The sequence below is a fragment of the Vibrio sp. B1ASS3 genome, assembly GCF_905175355.1.
GTDB classification, from domain to species: domain Bacteria; phylum Pseudomonadota; class Gammaproteobacteria; order Enterobacterales; family Vibrionaceae; genus Vibrio; species Vibrio owensii.
Genome location: NZ_HG992743.1, coordinates 1224153 through 1242047, shown reverse-complemented (window position 1 = coordinate 1242047; position 17895 = coordinate 1224153). Strand labels below are relative to the sequence as shown.

13 protein-coding genes are annotated in these 17895 nt (G+C 43.3%); 10 read left to right on the top strand and 3 right to left on the bottom strand.

All coding sequences use genetic code 11. The features are described from left to right. Position 1 precedes the first annotated feature (1 nt). The 4 genes from tssC to tssG all read left to right on the top strand — a co-directional run bounded on the left by tssC (position 2) and on the right by tssG (position 4703). Positions 2 to 1477, top strand: a complete 1476-nt coding sequence (tssC, locus tag KJB05_RS24025) for a type VI secretion system contractile sheath large subunit (protein ID WP_005437988.1) — start codon at positions 2 to 4, stop codon at positions 1475 to 1477. A gap of 61 nt (positions 1478 to 1538) precedes the next feature. Further along, positions 1539 to 1949 carry a type VI secretion system baseplate subunit TssE gene (gene tssE, locus KJB05_RS24020; protein ID WP_020195813.1) on the top strand — a complete coding sequence of 137 codons (411 nt, stop codon included), beginning with the start codon at positions 1539 to 1541 and terminating at the stop codon, positions 1947 to 1949. 10 nt (positions 1950 to 1959) lie between these two features. Then, on the top strand, positions 1960 to 3708 hold the full coding sequence (gene tssF / locus KJB05_RS24015; RefSeq protein WP_033005698.1) for a type VI secretion system baseplate subunit TssF: 1749 nt from the start codon (positions 1960 to 1962) through the stop codon (positions 3706 to 3708). Continuing rightward, the gene (tssG, locus tag KJB05_RS24010; protein WP_208445194.1) at positions 3705 to 4703 is read left to right on the top strand and encodes a type VI secretion system baseplate subunit TssG; all 999 of its coding nucleotides are present in this window, start codon (positions 3705 to 3707) and stop codon (positions 4701 to 4703) included. The genes tssF and tssG overlap by 4 nt, the downstream gene beginning before the upstream one ends. A 97-nt stretch (positions 4704 to 4800) precedes the next feature. Here tssG and KJB05_RS24005 read toward each other — a convergent pair whose 3' ends face one another. From KJB05_RS24005 to KJB05_RS23995, 3 genes are read right to left on the bottom strand one after another with little or no spacing between them, the layout of a single operon-like run. After that, positions 4801 to 5253 (bottom strand): Lrp/AsnC family transcriptional regulator, encoded by a 453-nt coding sequence (locus KJB05_RS24005; RefSeq protein ID WP_005449466.1) that lies wholly within the window; start codon positions 5251 to 5253, stop codon positions 4801 to 4803. Between the two features lie 32 nt (positions 5254 to 5285). Further along, the gene (gene tssM, locus KJB05_RS24000) at positions 5286 to 8675 is read right to left on the bottom strand and encodes a type VI secretion system membrane subunit TssM (RefSeq protein ID WP_208445193.1); all 3390 of its coding nucleotides are present in this window, start codon (positions 8673 to 8675) and stop codon (positions 5286 to 5288) included. 27 nt (positions 8676 to 8702) lie between these two features. After that, positions 8703 to 10007: a type VI secretion system ImpA family N-terminal domain-containing protein gene (locus KJB05_RS23995; RefSeq protein ID WP_009696475.1), complete on the bottom strand. Its 1305-nt coding sequence runs from the start codon at positions 10005 to 10007 to the stop codon at positions 8703 to 8705. Between the two features lie 623 nt (positions 10008 to 10630). Between KJB05_RS23995 and KJB05_RS23990 the strand changes: the two genes are divergently transcribed. The 6 genes from KJB05_RS23990 to KJB05_RS23965 all read left to right on the top strand — a co-directional run bounded on the left by KJB05_RS23990 (position 10631) and on the right by KJB05_RS23965 (position 17894). After that, entirely contained in the window at positions 10631 to 11230 is a 600-nt protein-coding gene (locus KJB05_RS23990; RefSeq protein WP_005449462.1) for a hypothetical protein, read from the top strand. Between the two features lie 9 nt (positions 11231 to 11239). Further along, positions 11240 to 12772, top strand: a complete 1533-nt coding sequence (locus KJB05_RS23985) for an FHA domain-containing protein (RefSeq protein WP_208445192.1) — start codon at positions 11240 to 11242, stop codon at positions 12770 to 12772. After that, entirely contained in the window at positions 12765 to 13265 is a 501-nt protein-coding gene (tssJ, locus tag KJB05_RS23980) for a type VI secretion system lipoprotein TssJ (RefSeq protein WP_005449460.1), read from the top strand. The genes KJB05_RS23985 and tssJ overlap by 8 nt, the downstream gene beginning before the upstream one ends. An 11-nt stretch (positions 13266 to 13276) precedes the next feature. Next, a complete protein-coding gene (tssK, locus tag KJB05_RS23975) occupies positions 13277 to 14602 on the top strand; it encodes a type VI secretion system baseplate subunit TssK (protein WP_208445191.1) in 1326 nt (441 codons plus the stop codon). After that, positions 14599 to 15390, top strand: coding sequence for a type IVB secretion system protein IcmH/DotU (gene icmH, locus KJB05_RS23970; protein WP_005449458.1), 792 nt, complete (start codon positions 14599 to 14601; stop codon positions 15388 to 15390). Before tssK ends, icmH begins: the two co-directional genes overlap by 4 nt. A gap of 149 nt (positions 15391 to 15539) precedes the next feature. After that, positions 15540 to 17894, top strand: a complete 2355-nt coding sequence (locus KJB05_RS23965) for a PAAR-like domain-containing protein (protein WP_208445190.1) — start codon at positions 15540 to 15542, stop codon at positions 17892 to 17894. Position 17895 lies beyond the last annotated feature (1 nt).

The following is a 17895-nucleotide window of genomic DNA, read 5'->3' as shown; positions in this document are numbered from 1 at the left end:
CATGTCTGCAGAAGCACAAGCGCCAGAACAAGAAGCAGCCTTAGTTGAATCAGGCTCACTTCTGGATAGCATTCTTAATGAAACTCGTTTAAAGCCAAGTGATGAAGGTTTTGACGTTGCAAAACGCGGCGTAGAAGCATTCATCAGTGAGCTACTAAGCAGCTCGAACACAGAGAAAGTAGACCAATCTTTGGTTGATCTGATGATCTCTGAAATCGACCAAAAACTGTCGAACCAGGTTGATGCGATTCTTCACAGCGAAGAAGTTCAAGCGGTTGAATCTACGTGGCGTGGTCTTAAGTACCTTGTTGACCACACTGACTTCCGTGAGAACATTCAAATTGAATTGATCTCAGCGAAGAAAGACGAAGTTCTTGATGACTTCGAAGACGCACCAGAAGTGGTGAAGTCTGGTCTTTACAAGCAGATCTACACACGTGAATACGGCCAATTCGGTGGTAAACCTGTTGGTGCAGTAATCTGTGATTTTGACATGTCAGCATCAACGCCTGACATCAAACTGATGGAATACATGGCGAACGTGGGTGCAATGTCTCACGCACCGTTCATCACGTCTGCATCGGCTAAATTCTTTGGTCTAGACAGCTACGAAGAGCTACCAAACCTAAAAGATCTTAAGTCTGTATTCGAAGGTCCACAGTACGCGAAATGGCGTGGTCTGCGTGAGCACGAAGATGCGCGTTACCTAGGTCTATGTACGTCTCGCTTCATGCTACGTACACCTTACTCTGTAGAAGATAACCCAATTAAGGCGTTTGACTACGATGAGAAGGTAACAGACAGCCACGACAACTACCTATGGGGCAACTCAGCGTACGCGATGGCATCTAAGATCAGTGAGTCATTCGCTAAATACCGCTGGTGTCCGAACATCATTGGTCCTCAAAGTGGTGGTGCGGTTCAAGACCTACCGGTTTACAACTTTGAAGCAATGGGTCAAATCGAAACTAAGATCCCAACTGAGATCCTTGTTTCTGACCGTCGTGAGTACGAACTAGCGGAAGAGGGCTTCATTGCTCTAACCATGCGTAAAGGTTCTGACAACGCGGCGTTCTTCTCTGCAAACTCTGTTCAAAAACCAAAAGTGTTTGCGAACACGCCTGAAGGCAAACAAGCAGAGATGAACTACAAGCTGGGTACTCAGCTTCCTTACATGTTCATCATCAACCGTCTGGCGCACTACATCAAAGTGCTACAGCGTGAGCAAATCGGTTCTTGGAAAGAGCGTTCTGACCTAGAAATCGAACTGAACAAGTGGATCCGTCAATACGTTTCTGACCAGGAGAACCCGCCAGCGGAAGTTCGTGGTCGCCGTCCACTTCGCGCTGCGAAGGTAGAGGTATCAGACGTAGAAGGCGATCCAGGTTGGTACAAAGTATCGATGTCTGTACGTCCTCACTTCAAGTACATGGGCGCAAGCTTCGACTTGTCTCTAGTTGGTAAACTAGACCAATAACCCATTACTGAAACCATCAAGCAGCCAGTGAAGACTGGCTGCTTTTTTCGTAGGACCGAACATGGAAAAAGGTTATCGTCTTCTAGAACGGATTGAATTGGGTGAGCCAAAAAACTGCTACGAGAAAGTGGTGTCTCACAAGCATCTGATTGAGTCTATTCATTCGCACCTTGCCGACTTATTGAACACACATTCTGGCAACGCCATGATTGATGATGAGTACGGCCTGCCTGATTTCAACGATGTGCTTTCCAATAACACAAACCTCGTTCGCCACATTCAAAAAAACATCACATCAACCATAGAACGCTTTGAGCCCCGACTGCTGAATGTCGAGGTTCATTACCGTGAAGACCACCATAACCCATTACAACTTGGCTTTGGTATTCGCGGCGAAGTTTCCCATAACGGCGGTAAAGTCCCAATGTCGATCGATGTCTACATGGGAACCGACGGCCAATTTAACGTTTAGTAGGTGCCACTTGAGTAACAGTAAATACTTTCAAGATGAACTCACGTATTTGCGCGAGTCGGGTAGTGAGTTTGCCAAATATCACCCGAAGTTAACTCACTTTCTCTCTGAAGGAACCTTCGATCCAGACGTCGAGCGACTGCTTGAAGGTTTTGCTTTTCTGACCGGACGTATCCGTGAAAAGATTGACGACGAACTGCCCGAGCTGACGCAATCTCTGATGACTTTGCTCTGGCCGCATTACATGCGTTCAATTCCGTCTTTATGCATCAGCGAGCTGAAACCACATACGGGAAGTGTTACTGAGAAAACCGTGGTGAAACGTGGCGCGGAGATGGCGAGTGAACAAGTAGAAGGAACGCAGTGTTTGTTCCGCACTTGCTACGATGTGAATCTGTATCCAATCACGATCACTAATATCGAACAAACCAACAGCCGCACCAGTTCAGCGATTGATGTGACGTTATCGACGGAGCATGGCCTTGAGCTGTCTCGTATCGGTTTAGATACGCTGCGCCTACACCTGCATGGTGAGATTCATATCACTCGCACGGTGTTTTTATGGTTATTCCGTTATTTGGATTACGTTGAACTGGATGTCGGTGGCGGCTACAAACATCGTCTTGGTCCAGAATACGTTAAGCCAGTAGGGCATGAAGAAGATGAGGCGCTGCTGCCTTACAGCAAAAACTCCTTCGCAGGTTACCGCTTGCTACAAGAATTCTTCTCTTTGCCAGATAAGTTCATGTTCTTCGACATCAAGGGATTAGAGTGGTTAAAAGGCATTCCGCAACGTAGCACGGTCAAAATCAAATTCCACTTTAAGCGTGCTTTGCCTTCAGAAGTGGTGCTTAAAGATAAACACTTAAGGTTGCACTGCACGCCTGCGGTGAACCTGTTCCAAAAAGACGGTGATCCAATTCGTCTAGAGCATCGCCGTAATGAATATAAAGTTCGCCCTCAAAGCAATACTCAAGAACACTATGAAGTGTATGGGATTGAGCAAGTGGAAAGTTGGAGCAAGGACGAACGCCGCCGTAAACCGTTAATCGAATTTGAGTCGTTTGAGCACCAAATCAACCAACGTGATAAGCGAGAGTTCTACAAATCCAAAGTAGGTGAGCGAGTTAGCGGAAGAGGGTTAGAGCGCTATATCTCATTCCATACTCACAATGGCGACATTGCGGATCTTGGGACTGAAACCGTATTGATGAAACTGCAATGCAGCAACGCGGATTTGGCAGAACGTCTTTCTGTGGGTGACATCACTTACGCGACCCACAAGTCACCAACGTATGCGACGTTTAAAAACATCACTAAGCCAACACAATCGGTAAGCCCTCAGGTGAACGGCGAGCTTCAATGGCAGCTGATTGCTAACATGTCGCTCAACTACTTGTCTTTAGCGAATATCGATGTGTTGAAAGTGTTGCTCTCGACTTACGACTTCCATTCTCGTGTCGATAGACAAGCCCACCGCGCGTCGATTCATCGACTTGATGGCATTATCTCGTCAGAGATGAAACCAATTGACCGCGTATTCCGTGGCGTTTCTGTACGTGGTAACCAATTCAAGTTGGTGACTAACTCTAAGTTCTTCGTGAATGAAGGCGATATGTTCCTTATGGCAACGGTACTGAACGAATTCATCCGTCTGTATTCGAGTGTGAACTCTTTTACTGAACTGGAGGTGTTTGATGAAGCCACTGGCGAAGTGTACAACTGGGCAAGCCTGATTGGACAGCAGACGATTCTATGATTAATACACTTTCTGATAAGTCGAATGAGTTTAGCTTCTACCAAGCGGTGCTTTTGTTGGAGAAACACTACCAACTTGAGCCAAATTCCAATTTTGTCGCGGTCGGTGAGAACAAATACTTCCATCAAGAACGCATTGAGTTCAGTGTGTCGCCAAATCTGTGTTTTCCGAAGAGTGATATGGACTTTATCACTCATATGGAAAGAAACGGGCAGCAGTATTCACGCGTAGAAACGAACTTTCTTGGATTGCATGGTTCTAGCTCACCACTGCCAGCTTCTTATACTGAGAAACTTGCAGGGCGAGACCCAGATGACAATCCGGTAAAAGACTTTTTTGATTTCTTCCATAATCGCTATACCAGTTTGCTATATCGCGTATGGAAGAAATACCGTTACCATGTACAGTATCAAAGTGGTGCGAACGACGCTTTTTCCGGGCGTATACTGCATTTGGCTGGTCTATCCGGCGTAATGCAAGATTGCGACGTCGCTGAGTTAGATCGAGCGAAAATTCTCTCTTACGTGAATCAACTGTCCACACGCACACGTTCTCCTAAGTTGATTTCAGGTATAGTTTCACACTACTTTTCGTTACCTAGTGTCCGTATCGAAGAGTGGGTATATAGGCGTGTTGAAATTGCTGAGAGTCAGCGAAACAAACTAAACCGTTCCAATTGTGTGTTGGGTCAAAGCTTACATTTGGGGCAAAGCATTGCAGACTTAAACGGTAAGTTTAATTTGTGCATCGACAACATTGATTTTGAAACTTTTAAGCAGTTTTCATACGATGGTGAGTTACATAAAACCTTAGTAGGTTTGATGCGTTTTATTTTGCGTGACCCGATGTCTTGGGATCTTAAGTTAACGGTTAACCTCGATACTATCCCTGAAAACCAACTGGGGAATGGGGAAGGGAACCAGTTAGGGCAAACATTTTGGCTTGGTAATCCGGGTGACAAAGACGCTAAGATTCGCCTGATTGGCAGCATCTAATGCTTAGCATATGATGGGGAAAACGCCAGTTACAATAAAGCCGCGAGTTGTTCGCGGCTTTTTCGTCTGTATAGAATATTTGGCGGGAACCAAAAACTTATCGGCTGATTGGTTGATGAAGAACAACCGTCGTGTCGAGCTTCTGAATACCGCTAAAAGATTCAATCTCATTACATAGATGGTGAATAGACTGAAGGTCTGGTGCTTCTATAAGCGCGATAATATCGAAGCTACCACCTACAACGCTTGTCAGTCGTACCTCTGGAATTTCTTTAAGGGCATTTGTTACGTCGTTTTTTTTGCCCTTTTCGCAAGAAATCAGTAGGTAGCTGGCAGCTTTGCGACCTTCATTTTCAACGCGGATTTGTGCAGTGTAGCCTTTTATAATCCCCGTTTTTTCCAATCTATTAATTCTTTCTGCAACAGCAGTACGAGACAAACCGATATTTCGAGATAGATTCGCAATCGACTCTCGCCCGTTAGATAACAGACTGGAAAGTATTTTACGATCTAACTTGTCTAAGCCTTGTAAAGTCATGTTTGAAATCATGTGTTCTGCCTATTCTGGTTTTTATATTGTTATTAAATCGACTCTGGGAGTGTAAAGTTATACAGCTCAGCTAGAGTGAATGGGTTTTTCTGTGTCAAAGGGGTGATACGAAGGCTCAAATCCCTTCCTGACACTTTTATGTCACTGACGAAGCTACCGTTATGAGTGTTTGTCAGGGTCGAATCACCTAGCAATCTGTATATCGCCCACTGACCACTCTTATTTAGAACGTGTTGTTTGCCTTCGTCTGTCACATCTTGGATCGTGATTCTTATATTGAAGTCACCGTTCTGCGGCGGCCACTCCATTTCACGAATTCGGCTCGGACCATGATAGTAGTTGATATCAGTGTCTGAAATTTTCAGACTGGCTCTGATAGCACTCGAATCAAGGTCTAGTACTTTCGCACTGAACGGGATGTAAACACGGTTTGTGCTCTTATTGATTAACGTATCGCGGATAACGTTGTAGTTGCGCAATTGCACCAATAGGGCAGGAGAAAGAGGCATGGTTTCGCCATCTACCTGTTTTGGTGTCCACAAGTTAGTATCGTAAAACGGTGCGAAGTTCTTCTGAATAAACGTGTCTAATAAACCACCTGATGCGAACAACAGCTCGAAGTCTTCAATTGAGATCTCTTCTGTCGCGTTCAGATCAAATGGGTATTTACCAAGCCCTAGCTCTTTAAATTTGGTGTAAATCTCGCTGTACCATTGGGTTTGAATGCCTTTTGCGGACTCAGCAATCATCACTGACCAGCTTTGCTGTACCACATCAAGTAACCAACTACGCACTGGCTCTGGAGACTTCTGCGCGATCTGCTTCAGTTTGATAAGCGGATCCGCTTCTGTACTGTTCATGCGGTGTTGGGCTGCTGCAAGTGCGGCCATTTGTGGATCTGGTGCATCAGCGATGTCTTTCATGTAAGTACGAACACGGCTTAACGCTGCAATGGTTTCATCCCATGGAGTAGGGGAGTTAGGTGTCTCACTGACTTGAAGTTGGTTTAACAAGTGGAAGGCTTGCTCAACACGTTTCATCAGTAAGTAATCTGGCTGTACGGCTTCTTCTACTGCTTCTGAGGCCGTATCTGCAACTTCCGCTAGCTTAGGGTTTACATTGGCAATTAATGCATTCTTTTCACCAACCGGAGAAAACTGGGTGTTCGCGTACACTTGTTTTAATACAGTGGTCATTGGAGAAGACGGACCGGAAATCAGGTCGATTGCATTCGTTAAGTCGCCCACATTGCTGTAGTGCTGTACTTTCAGTTCACTCAGTGCATTACGCCAGTAGTTGATGTAGTCATCGGTGTATTTCTTACGTACCTGTGTCTTAAACGCATCCTGCTCTTGTTTCGTAGGGATCACGTGGTTAGATAAACCAAGAACCCAGTTGTCACTGATCACTTGTTGTGACATCAAATCCACACGAGGGCGATAGAAGGTACTAAAGCCTGTTGAAGTGTAAACCTTATCGATGACCAAGCGGTTATCGTCGAGTGGTTCGTTGAAAACGTTATTGAATTCGAAGCCAACCGCGCGTTGAAGATCGAGCGTACCAAGGTCGATGGCATCTGCTTGGTTCAATATACCAGCATAAACAAGATCTACGTTAGAGTGAGCAAGCAATGAGCGTCGAGTAGCGCGAACAATGTCCATGTTGATGTCGACAGGGGCAAACTGGGTACGGAAATAAGCATCCAAGTAACGCATTGCCTGATTCACAACATCTGGTTTGTCACTCAAATCGTTCAGTGTTTGTAGCGTCTGACGACGTAGGAATTGAATATCGCGCTTGGATGGATCATTCAGCATTAAGTAGCCTTTGAGTAAAGGCAGTGTCGCAGTAATGTCGTGCTGATTATGAGTCAGTTCCAGACGGTAGCCTTTCTCAACAACTGGCATGAGCTGTTGTGAGACTTCTTTGAGCAGTGCTTCGTAGGCCAGTCTTGTCGTTTGGTCCAAGCGGCTGATGTTCAAAGGTAGTACTTCTTCATCAAGCGCACGAGAACCTTCTAACCATGCGCTGTATGAAGGTTGAATTGCACGAGTCGCACTCACTAATAGCTGATTAAAGCTTGCTTCTTGTTCTACCTGCCCTTTGTCGTCAATGCCGAGCAGTTGGTTAATCACACGTAAGTTGCTATCTAGTGTTGTGACAAAGAAATAGCCGCCGCCAGCTAATAGAATAACTGATGCCAGCATAGCTAAATGGCTTTGGCGCTGAATCAAGCGCAGATACGTTTTGTTTTCTCCCGCAAAGTCGCTCTCCGGTAAGATCTGAGAATCAATCAAGAAACGAGAGAAGTAAGGGGTTTCTGTAAGTTGTGTGTGCTCAGAAGCAATGATCGGCAAATTGAAGTAATTGCTGCAGCTTTTCGCCAACAAGTTGTACTTACGACCGCCTTGCAAGCTAGAACAGAAGAAGATCTCACGAATATCGAGAGAGTAAACACCACTGTTTGCATCACAAAGGCGTTCAAGTACATAACTAATTTCTGCTTGGCAAAGTTCAAACTGTTTTGGGAAAGCAAGAATGGCTTGTTTTTCGTCGATATCCGCTGAGTTTGCGGATGCGTCTAACGCATTCGTTTCCAGCACTTTCACTAAGTTACGGAATCCGTCACGATAGTACTCAGTGATTACGCCTTTCGCTTCTTTTAAAGGAATGGAAAGAAACTCTACTCGAGTCTTAAGAGAGCTGAAATGAACGTATTCTTTGAAACCATCTAGCTTATCAAGCTTAGACATCATCATGTAAACAGGCAGTGCTGAAGACGTTTTCTCGCTGATAGAGCTTAGTCTCTGCAACAGGGCAGTAATCGTGTAGTCTTTTTGTTCTGATTCTGAAACGATCATGAATTCAAAGTCTGTAAAGAATAGACATCCAGAAAATGGTTTTCTTGGGCGATGACGAATAACTTCATCAACGAATGTATTCCACAGTGATGCGTCGCTACTGGATACCTCTTGAAATACGAGGCGTTGGTCTGGTTTGACATAAACGGCACTGTCAGACTCATACCATTCAAAGAAGTCATTTTTTGCCGTACGAGAACGGTCCATCGGTTTAATCGCACTGGAGTTAAACAAAAATTGGCGTCGTCCAGAACCTTTATTACCAATCATTAGATAAATTGGCTTTTTTCCAGCGTTAGAAAGAAGAGGGCGAATCACCATTGAAAGCGCCTCTTCTTCGGTTTCTAAACGTTGTGCTTTTGAGTTGTTCTTTTTCTTAAGCCACAGTGAAAACTGGAATATAAGATAAAAGGTAGCAATGACTCCTAGACCAATCCATAGATAAAGCTTATCTGCATCTTCGAGTAAGAATAAATATACTGCTGCAAATATTACAGCCAAGATTAAAGCCACTATGGTAGAAACCACGATCGGGTTTCTTAGTATTTTTTGTTTGAACATAAGCCTATAACTTCTTTACTTGTATTGTTATTTATTGTCGTTTGACGCAGTTTTTAACTGATTAATCTTATATAGGTAGGTGTTCAGTAAAAGGAGGGAGCGCTCAATTTCCTTTTGCTGCGCATTTTTTTCTGCAAACTCTATTCGACCCAGAAGGGGAAATAGCGAATTGCTATACTCATACGCCTTCTTAGAGTCTTTATCTGAATTCTGATTAGCGACATTAGCGAATACCGTCCTAGCATAGGTAAAGCGTTTGTATATGACATCGAATTCATTTTCGAAACGAGAACGTTGATCTAAAAAATTCTCACGAAGTTGTTGAGCCGAAGATGAGTCAGGGTAGATTTCCGTCAATTCATGAGTGAGCTCATCAATCGTATTTACTCTGCTTACTTTTACAGGATCGAGCGTCCAATCCGTCATCAACGTATCTAATCGTTCTATCGTTGCTGAACGTAAAGAGAGGGAGTGATCTTTGTTTTCAACGCTAAATGAGCCGACGATGTTCGTCAGCTCTGTCAAAGAGGCATGCTCAATCTCAACTTTTAGTGTCTGAAACTGATGTTGCTTATAAATAAAGTGAGAAGCCAAAGCCGCACCCAGTAGTCCAACCACGGAGAGCAGCACAACGCGGCTTGATTTGGATGTTTCAGGCTCTTGAGCTGGTGGTATATGTTTCGCATTGGTCTTCGGTGGTGGTGCGATATCAACTTTAATTCCAGTGACTGGTTTAGGCGGCTCTGGCTTAGTTTGCTTCGCTTCTAATGCCATGACTTCTTTGGCTTTCGCTTCCTTAATCTCTTCAATCCATTGATTCAAGATACGACGAATACGACCAAAAGATGGAGCCTTAATGCCATAGTGAAGACGCAACTCTTCCTCGATGCGTAAACATAATTGATGTGCCGCTTCGATGAGAGGAAGTTCTTCTGGTAAAACTCGTTGTTTTTTGATTCGTTTCTCGGTGTATTCAACCATCCATTCGATGGCACTGATACGAGCATTAGCCTTTGCGTGTTCAGGGTAGGCGGTGTACCAATACACGACACACAAATCAAGCAACGAGTTCAAACCCTCAACTAAGCCTTTTAAGCCATCGTTGTGGGTGGCGGCTACCGTAAAGTAACAGCTACATCGAAAGTCTTTACCTTGAGTGCTAAGAATCTTCTTTGACAGAGTCTGAACAGTCTTCCATGAGACTCTTCCGGTTACTTTATTTAAGTTATTTATTTGACGCTTTATTTCGTCAAAATCATCTAAGCCATTAGGATTTGATCCACTAGGGTTACTTTCATCGATCGGTCTTCGAGTGAAGTCGCTGAAAAACATATTTTTTTAATTCCAACTGATTATATGGAAGGCAGAAGTTGACCATTTAATTATAAATGCACTGCTATCATCTTTTTTTGAGGGATTTTATAGGCAAAAGAAAGAATTTGAATCTTAAATAATATCTAAATCAATATAAATTAACTTAGTGTGACGTTCCTTCACAAAAAAAAGTCGGTTATGTTGATTTGTTTGGTATTAGCTTTAGTGATGTATATTCCAATTGTTGAGACAAAAAATGAAATTAATGGATTTCCTAATATTAAGCGTAGTTATGAGAAAAGTTATTTTTTTGAATTAAGATCAAATTATTAAAATTAAGACAATGTCGGTCTCGAAAGTGTCTCAATATCGAAAACTAATCATTTGTTTAACATTTCTGAATCTAGATGATAGTGGGTTTTCTAATTAAGAGCGCGCTAATTTAGTTGTTTTGATTGTGACCACAATATCTGTACAAATAACCTTTGCCGATTTTATGAATATATCAGTAGTTATATTGCTTTTATTTATAGGTAATTTGCCTTATTTAATGGGGCTATTTTTAACCATATTGAAAAAGAAAAGAGACTTGATATCTTTCGTCCCTGAATATTATTACTAGGTTTTCCAAGAGGGATGAAATGCTAAAACCAAGTCAAGTTGGGCTAATCTCAGCCATGTGTTTGTTCTCTACTTTTGCTGTCGCGAAAGGTGAGCGGTATGGTGGCTCGGTCAGTATGCTTACGATTGAGAGCATTGACTATGACGAAGGTTCTAGCGGAGACGTAGATACGTTGCGGTATGGTCTTGTGCACACACGTCCGATCGACGAAAACAACAACCGCTGGCGCTGGTGGCTTGGTCTTAATTACCTTACAGAGGATGTTGACGCTCCTTCAAATGGGATTTACCAAGAGGTCACAAACTATGAGCTTCGTGTCGTTCCTCAATACGCACTGAGCTCTTGGAGTATCTTTACTCCATACGTTGGCGCCGGGCTTTCTCTTGGTTACTCGCAGTATTCGAATCGCTGGAAAGTAGACTCGGATGGCTTTCGTTACGAAAGTATTGATGACATCGACCAATTCGAACTTGGTGCAGTTGTTACTCTCGGCACTGCAATCAAACTGGGCAGTAACCCAGATGCACATATTCAGATTATTCCTCAAGCTTCCTACATTCTTCCGGTAGTCAATGACGGAGTTGGTGGGGTAGAGCTTTCTGTCTCTTTACTATTTTAAGGTTTAGCAATGCAAACACATCAGCTAGTCCTATTCATTTCAAAGTGCCCGGAGGAATATACGGGCGCTAAGCATATTGAAATGCCCGAAGGTGGTGGCTCAGTAGGGCGTGCGCCAAGTTGTACACTGCCTTTAACTGACCATAATCGTTTTATCTCCGGGACCCACTGCCTTATTAGTGTTTACGGCGACACATATTACATCAGTGATGTGTCAACCAATGGCACTATGGTAAACGGCAATAAGATTCTTAAAAACCAACCAGTTTCGATTGTCGACGGTGACGTGGTATCCCTTGGCCAGTACGAAATTGGTGTTTCTTTAGAGCATGTTTCAGCGGCTCAAGATATTGCTGCCGATATTGCTCCAGAACGTGTCTCAAATGATCCGCTAGTTAATTTGGGTGAGGCTGTCGTTGAGGAAGACGAAAAAGTCGGCGCGTTAGAAGACCTGTTCATGGAAACGAAACAGGACGATGTGGACAGCGATGATCCTATTGCACATCTTAAGTTTTCGATGCAGCGTGAAGATGACCATCTTATCCGTGATGTCGAAAAGCCTGAGGCCGTGCAAACTAAGCCAATCGAAAACACAAGACAAGTTGTGGATGATAGTTTCAGTATCCACTCTGAATTCGATATTCCGAACCTAATTCCAGAAGATTGGTTGGCTGGAACCGCCACGAGTAATGCATCTGTTGAACCAGAAACACAGCCTCGTCGAGAAAACAGTTTTATTCCTGAAGATTTTGTGAATTCAGAGAGAACAGACAACTCTGAAGCGTTTATCTCTCAAGCTGAGAAAGTACAACCTGAAGTACACCAATCTCGCCCACAACAATTTGAACAACCAACTCCACCACCAGTCCAACAGTCGGTACAAAAAACAGAACCTGTTGGTCAGAAATGGGAGGAGGTAACACAAGCCTTTATTCCTTCGACGCAATCTGCTCAGCAAGAATCAAAAGTTACAGAAACGAAAGTGGGCTTTGTTAGCAATGAATCGTTGAACCCAGAGAAAGAAGGCGCTTCCTCTGACATTAGTAAAGCCTTCTACGAAGGTTTAGGGATCAGTAATCCAGATTTGATCAGCGACGAAGCCTTGCTGTTTAAGCAAATGGGAACGTGTCTTCGTCTGTGTATCGACAATTTGCAAAAAGACCTTCATGAGGTGGAATCACTTAAAGGTGAACAGGGATTAACTGAAGCGGATTCGAATCTTGCGGAACTGATGTTGACGCTAAACAGCCAGAACCTTCTATCTCCTAACGAATTGGTAGAGCAAATGTTGGATGAGCTCAACGACCATCAAATTATTTTTAATAAGGCACTCAATGAGTTGCTGATCGAGCAGTCAGAGACGAATGACCCTGTCACGTTTGCAAGCGATGTGGCAAGTAAATCTATGTTCACCACTAAATCAAAGTTGTGGGGTGAATATGTGGAGTTTTACGCCAATAACCGTCGCCAGATGAATGAGATGTCATTGAAAGGTCTGATCAAGAAAAACTACACCAAAGCGATTAAGGGAAGTCATGCGTAGTATTGCGATGTTGCTCGGATGTGCTTTGCTATCCGGTTGTTCCATGTGGGACCAATTTAAAGAATCAACGGGAATTACACCCGAAACGTCCTCAGTCGAATTAGTGATTGAGGCATCTTCTGTGCTTAATGTTCGTGAAGGTGGTCAATCCTCCCCAGTTATTTTGCGTGTTCATGAACTGACATCACCAGTGCTATTTCGCAGCTTAGATTTCTTCGCACTGTTTGAAAACGACAAAGCGTCGTTAGGCGATGAATACATCAAACGTTACGAATACCAAATGCAACCGGGTGACAAAATCCATGAATTTTTGGAGCTTGACCCTGCCACTCGCGCTGTCGGATTTTCGGTAGCGTTTCGCGATATTGATGGCTCTTCTTGGCGCAAAGTTGAAGTGATTGAAGAGAAGAGCGAGTACTACATCAAACTTAAGTTAGAAGGCAGTGAGTTAATTTCTGACAACACTCGCGGCATTGAACAAGTTTACTTTTAAGGAATAAAATCATGTCTTTATACAATCCAGTTGTTTGGCAAGATGGAATGTTCATGAAGCCGCAGCACTTTCAGCAACTCGATCGTTCGCAAAGTAAACTGTCGAGTATGTTGAGCGCTAATGCATCGCCTTTGCATTGGGGAATTAAGCGTTTAGAGATTAACTCTCAGCTGTTAGCGCTGGGCAAAATTGGTATTACCCGCGCTGAAGGCATTCTTCAAGACCGAACGCCTTTTGACCTGCCGCTGCTCGCTGAACTACCAGAAGTAAAAGATGTCGATCCTTCAATTGCCGATAAAGTGGTTTATCTTTGTTGTCCATTACCCTCTGAGCGTTCTGAACTATTCGGCACTAAGAAAGACGGTGCTCGTTATACGATGGAATCGCAAGAAGCAGTCGACGCTTGTTATGATTCGGAAGACATGGCAAACATCGTGGTCGGTAAGCTTAACTTTTGCTTGATGTATGACCATGAAGACAAGAGTGCGTACACATCTATTCCAATTCTAAAGATCTCAGAAGTGAAGCCAGATGGCAGTGTCATCTTAGATGATAGCTTTATTCCGACTTGTATTGATATTCATGCTTCAACTGTACTGAACAAGTTCGCAACCGAGTTTGCCTCTATGTTGAAACATCGCGCAGAGTCTATCGTTCAGCGTTTAGGTGTTGTTGACCAGCAAGGTGTATCTTCAGTTTCTGATTTTATGCTGCTTCAAGCTCTCAACCGATATGAACCATTGTTTTGGCATTTCGCCAGTGCAGAAGGTATTCACCCTGAGTCGTTTTATCGCATTCTTCTTCAAGCAGAAGGCGAGCTTTCAACCTTGTGTTCTGCATCTCGTCGACCAGTCGAGTTCACTAAGTACAACCATGGCGACTTAACCAGTTGTCTATCGCGTACGCTTGATAGCGCAAAAATGACGTTAAGTGTGATGTCAGAGCAACGCGCAATCCCACTGACGTTGAAAGACCAAAACTACGGTATTAGAACTGCAGCGATTCCAGACAGTAAGATCATCGACACAACGACCTTTATCCTTGCGGTTAAAGCAGATGTTACTTTGGATGTTCTTCACACCCAGTTTGTTAGCCAAACGAAGATCGGTTCTATCGACAACATTCGTGACTTGATCAATCTGCAACTGCCAGGTATCGAGATAAAACCAATGCCAGTTGTGCCTCGTGCGTTGCCTTACCACGCTGGCTACACCTACTTCGAACTGGATAAGACAGGCGAAGAGTGGGTGGCACTGAAAAACACTGCTGCGATAGCGGTTCACGTAGCCGGCGACTTTGCTAACTTGTCGTTGCAACTATGGGCTGTTCGTCTATGAGTTATGCAGAAACCGATGTCACCGTAGTCTTATTCCAACCAGAGCCTGGCAAACCGATGGAGGTGATGCCAGCGCCTGACTTGTCTCGTAATATCGCGGTACAAGACCTAAACATCGAAAACATGGGCATCAACCCTTTGGTCGATCAGTTCTCATGGTTGATAGCCAGTTTGTCTTGTATGTCGTCGATTCCTTGGCTTGATGACCCAATGCCGTTTCGTGAACAAGTGGCTCGCGAGATAAGAAAAGGTGAACGTAAGCTCAATGAAATGGAATTGGATCGCGCATCCATTTTGGTCATCCGATACTGTTTGTGTGCTGCGATTGATGAATCGGTTTGCCGACAAGAGTGGGGCGCTAATAGCCATTGGAGCCAGAACAGTTTGTTGTCAGAGTTCCACAACGAAACATCTGGCGGTGATAAGTTCTTCGTTATTCTCGAGCGTTTAAAAGCAGACCCACGCAAGTATCGTCACGTTATCGAGTTTCTGTATTTGCTGCTTCAACTTGGCTTTCAGGGCAAATACGGCCGTGAAGAACGCGGAAACGAAAAACTCGCAGAAATCGGCAATACCATTTATCGCTTAGTACGTGACGAACGTTTGGCAGAGCAAGAGAAAGTCTCTCTCGTTAACCTTAAGGCTAAATACCTCAAGAAACCGTTAAAAAGGGTGATTTCACCCAAACTGATTTTAGGCATCAGTGCGATAACCTTCGCGATCATGTATGCCGCGACCTACATCGTTATAGATTTAAAGTTCCAGCAATTGCTTGAAGTGTATCGATAAACAGAAGATCTCGAAATGAGATCTTCTGCCAGTTTTAAGCTTTGTCGTGAATTTCACTAGCGGTTTAGTGAAATTCACTAGTCATTTAGAGAGATTGCAATATGCGATCTCTTTTATTATTCAATCAACAAAATTCAAATGGATTGGTTATGGGCGTAACAGTTGGTGCAAATGGACTTTCGATAGTTCATAAAGGCTCAGGTGGTGAAGCGAATGCAACGCTCCCAGATGTTTGTTTAACGAAGGTCGGCAAGCCGATCGTTCCTATCCCTTATGGCAACAATGCTAAATCAGCAGACCTTGCTGGTGGCACAACGACTATCTCTATGGACGGTGGCAACAGTGTCGCAATCAAAGGCAGTACATTCTCAAAAAGTACCGGTGATGCGGGCGGCGACAAAAAAGGCGTTGCATCTGGCACCATAGAAGCCGAAGCAAAATTCATTTCAGCCTCACCAACGGTTAAGTTTGAAGGCAAGGGCGTATGTCGCCTATCCGATCAAATGACCATGAACAAAGCCAATACCATGTGTTTGGGTGGCGCTCAAAATCCATCGGTTTCTGTTACGGAAGATCAGGAAGGGACGTATACGGTTGTTGTTAAGGTAACTTACGATGATGGTGAAGGTTTTCAAGCCCCTTATAAGTTGACGGACTCTTCAGGTTCTGTGTTTGAAGGTATCCTCGATACAAAGGGTTCAGCAACGATCTCCGGTATTTCTAAGGGCATATTTGAGATTGAGTATGGAGAGGATATTAGAGACTTTAAACCAGATGAAAAGTACATTAACGAAAACCCATTTTATAAAAATAGTTTTGATCCTCATTTGTTGATCGAACAGACCAAAATAGGAGAAGTTGGTTTTTGGGAAGCCACCAGAAATCAGGCTTCGACTGTAAGAGGTTGGTTATGGGGTGTCATTGTAGGGGACTTTAATAAAGATCCTACAACTGGTCAGATAATGTTAAATACAATGCTGGGAGTAATTCCCGGTATTGACCAAGTGCTAGATGCCAGGGATATAACAGCAAACATTCTATTTTTGACGGAAGAAGAAAACCAAAACAACGCAGATGCGTGGTTAGATCTCGCATTATCGGGTATTGGTGCAGTACCGACGATAGGTTCTGTCATGAAAGGCGTCGGTAAAGCAGTAAAGCACGATAAGTCTAGAGATGACCTTTTCGCAATGCTTCGGGAGTATGGTAAAGGTGATGTTGAGAAGTTTATCTTGAATCTTGATTGGAACGCCATCAAGTTCGAAGTCCTTCAAATTATTTCCGAAACAATTTTTAGTTTTACTGAAGTTCTTGATGAATTGGCGAAAAAAGCTTCGCTATTTGGTTACAACGAGTATGCAACTGAAATTATCAATTTCAAAGTTCAAGTTGAAACTGTTGAAAAGCAAGCCCAGCAGCACATACCTGATGCTCTAATGTTTTTGAAAGACAAGGTTGATCTCAGCTTAAAAAGAGGAAAAAACAAATCCAATGCTGGGTCTCACTCTAGTAAAGGAAGTGCGGAGTCTCCACAACATGATGAAAAAGTAAGTCAAGATAAGAAAAATAAGAAGCCTGATGAGTGTTGGCTCTGCGATAAAAAGGTAGGAAAGAAAAAACAAGGTGATTCCGCTGCTAATTATTGCAAAGAGAAAGGCTTTAAAGGGAAGTACTATAAAAAAAGTGACAGTGAATTTGGATTCGTAAAACGAGGAACAAAAAAGAACAAACAATATCCTTGGGTCTTTTTGAAAGAGCAAAATGGAAGACTTAGTTCCTCTCCTTATATACATCCGTTATATGCCAGATGCTATGACTTAGCGCCTGATGGGAGAGCTTACAAAAGACCACAACATCTTTGGGATAAGGGAGAGGCGAAACGACAGTTCATTCAAGCACAGTTAGCTGGTGTTATAGAGCAGGGACAAAAGTTTTCTGTAGGGAGTATATTAGCTGCTCATCATATAATTACCGTAGATGAAATGAAAAATAATTCGCTATTGTATAAAAAATTACCTGCTCTCGGCTATGAGCTAAATGATTGGCACAATATTGTTGTCCTTCCGACTATTCCAGAATTAGCATGTTTTTATGAACTACCTTTGCATAGTGGTCCGCATCCTAGTCCTTACACAATAAACGTGAAAACGCAGTTGAAATTGGTCTCAGATGCTATCCATGCGTCGTACTATTGTGATAAGGCGGCAGCAAAAGATATATGTGATGAACTAATAGATATTAGTAATGATATATATGAAGATATAATTACATTTAGTCGAAACGGCGCATTGAATGATAAATTTCATGATACTTATGATAGTGGTGGGAAAGGGTGTTGTAATCAATTAACTCATGCATCAATAACTGCACAAAGCGAAACATGCATTCACAGATTGAATTCTAGGAAAAACATAGAGTTACATCACGACTTCAGAGTGACTCGAAATGGAAAACTCAAACGTATTACTTACAAAGGTAAAGTTGCATCAAAGCTAGGTGTTTAGG

Bases quoted from the DNA above. Each gene is read 5' to 3' on its own strand.
- tssC (WP_005437988.1), top strand. From the start codon at position 2: ATGTCTGCAGAAGCACAAGCGCCAGAACAAGAAGCAGCCTTAGTTGAA.
- tssE (WP_020195813.1), top strand. From the start codon at position 1,539: ATGGAAAAAGGTTATCGTCTTCTAGAACGGATTGAATTGGGTGAGCCA.
- tssG (WP_208445194.1), top strand. From the start codon at position 3,705: ATGATTAATACACTTTCTGATAAGTCGAATGAGTTTAGCTTCTACCAA.
- KJB05_RS24005 (WP_005449466.1), bottom strand. From the start codon at position 5,253: ATGATTTCAAACATGACTTTACAAGGCTTAGACAAGTTAGATCGTAAA.
- tssM (WP_208445193.1), bottom strand. From the start codon at position 8,675: ATGTTCAAACAAAAAATACTAAGAAACCCGATCGTGGTTTCTACCATA.
- KJB05_RS23995 (WP_009696475.1), bottom strand. From the start codon at position 10,007: ATGTTTTTCAGCGACTTCACTCGAAGACCGATCGATGAAAGTAACCCT.
- KJB05_RS23990 (WP_005449462.1), top strand. From the start codon at position 10,631: ATGCTAAAACCAAGTCAAGTTGGGCTAATCTCAGCCATGTGTTTGTTC.
- KJB05_RS23985 (WP_208445192.1), top strand. From the start codon at position 11,240: ATGCAAACACATCAGCTAGTCCTATTCATTTCAAAGTGCCCGGAGGAA.
- tssJ (WP_005449460.1), top strand. From the start codon at position 12,765: ATGCGTAGTATTGCGATGTTGCTCGGATGTGCTTTGCTATCCGGTTGT.
- tssK (WP_208445191.1), top strand. From the start codon at position 13,277: ATGTCTTTATACAATCCAGTTGTTTGGCAAGATGGAATGTTCATGAAG.
- icmH (WP_005449458.1), top strand. From the start codon at position 14,599: ATGAGTTATGCAGAAACCGATGTCACCGTAGTCTTATTCCAACCAGAG.
- KJB05_RS23965 (WP_208445190.1), top strand. From the start codon at position 15,540: ATGGGCGTAACAGTTGGTGCAAATGGACTTTCGATAGTTCATAAAGGC.